This window comes from Ruminococcus sp. RTP21359st1_H3_RTP21359_211015, from assembly GCF_040909065.1.
Classification (GTDB): domain Bacteria; phylum Bacillota; class Clostridia; order Oscillospirales; family Ruminococcaceae; genus Hominimerdicola; species Hominimerdicola aceti.
In genome coordinates this window covers 5,468-7,005 of sequence record NZ_JBDGDD010000057.1, presented here as the reverse complement: position 1 = coordinate 7,005, position 1,538 = coordinate 5,468, and the positions used below count along the sequence as shown (strand labels likewise).

Annotated in this window: 2 protein-coding genes and 1 tRNA gene; all 3 read right to left on the bottom strand. The window is 44.5% G+C overall.

The window, feature by feature from the left end:
* Nucleotides 1–3: 3 nt before the first annotated feature.
* A tRNA-Gly gene (locus tag AB5Z01_RS13355) sits at nucleotides 4–78 on the bottom strand.
* Nucleotides 79–120: 42 nt separating this feature from the next.
* Entirely contained in the window at nucleotides 121–606 is a 486-nt protein-coding gene (locus tag AB5Z01_RS13350) for a VanZ family protein (protein ID WP_368365606.1), read from the bottom strand.
* On the bottom strand, nucleotides 557–1,538 hold a 982-nt coding region (locus tag AB5Z01_RS13345), incomplete at its 5' end, for an isomerizing glutamine--fructose-6-phosphate transaminase (protein WP_368365605.1). The genes AB5Z01_RS13345 and AB5Z01_RS13350, both read right to left, overlap by 50 nt.

The following is a 1,538-nucleotide window of genomic DNA, read 5'->3' as shown; positions in this document are numbered from 1 at the left end:
ATTTGGAGCAAGCAACGGGAATCGAACCCGCATCCCAAGCTTGGGAAGCTTGTATACTGACCATTGTACTATGCTTGCAAAAAGGCAATACTAAAATATATTGCCCTAGAGCAAAGCCTGTTACCACGGACTTTGCTCATTCTTGTATTTTTTATTGTATCTCATCTTTAAACGCCAAGATGTGAACCCCACGCATGCCCCAAGAGTGTTGTTGAAAACATCGTCAAATTCACAAAGCCCTCTGCCTGTGATATACTGCGTTATCTCAATACCTGCTGAAAAGGCAATGGACATGAGAAAAACTTTTTTGAACTTTGTGACGTTTAAAAGATACGGCAACAAAACACCCAAGGGGATAAACATTGCAATGTTTCCGAAAATCTGTACCAGCCAAAAATCCCGCAGATACTTGATGCTTATGTTCTCCAAAAGGTTTCGCACCTCCCAGAAGGGCACAAGCTCTGCCCGACGTTCGCCCCACTGTCTGTCTAAAAGTGTGAGCCAGAGGACGGTGAAGATGTACACTGTAAACAGCGATGTAAGTATTTTTCTCTTTTTACTCCACCGTAACGCTCTTTGCAAGATTTCTCGGCTTATCAACGTCATAGCCCTTTCCTACTGATACATAATATGACAAAAGCTGAAGCGGTACTACTGAAAGGCTTGCCGCAAAAAGGTTATCTATTCTTGGAGTGTAAACTGTGAAGTCAGCAACGTCCTCCATAGCATAATTCCCATAGGTAGTAAGTCCGAAAAGCTTTGCTCCACGGCTTTTTACCTCGACCATATTGCTTATGGTCTTTTCATAAAGTGCAGACTGAGTTACCACGCTGAACACGACAGTTCCGTCCTCGATAAGGCTGATAGGGCCATGTTTAAGCTCGCCTGCCGCATAGGCTTCGGAATGGATATAGCTTATTTCTTTGAGCTTAAGGCTTCCCTCCATACCTACTGCATAGTCGATACCTCTGCCGATAAAGAATGCGTCCTTTATATTCACTACCTTTGAAGCAAACCACTGCAAGCGCTCCTTATCCTCGAGAATTTTCTCTATCTTCTCAGGGATAGTATTGATCTCCTCAACGAGCTGAGCAAATCTTTCGTCGGATATCTCCCCTTTTGCTTTTGCAAACTGCATTGCAAGGAGATATGCGGCAACGAGCTGACAACTATAGGCTTTAGTTGTTGCGACGGATATTTCAGGGCCTGCGAGGGTATAGAAGACATTATCGGCTTCTCTTGCGATCGATGAGCCAACCACATTTACGATACCTAGAGTTTTTACTCCTTTTTCTTTGCAAAGGCGGAGAGCTGCGAGGCTGTCGGCAGTTTCGCCCGACTGGCTTATGATGATAGCGAGGCTATTTTTTGCAAGCTTCATTTGTCTGTATCTGAACTCAGAAGCAAGCTCCACACGGACAGATAGTGAAGTCAGTTCTTCGATAACATACTGAGCCACCATACCAACATGGTAGGCAGAGCCGCAGGCAACTATATACACCTGCTGGATATTTTTCATATCCTCGTCAGAGAGTCCA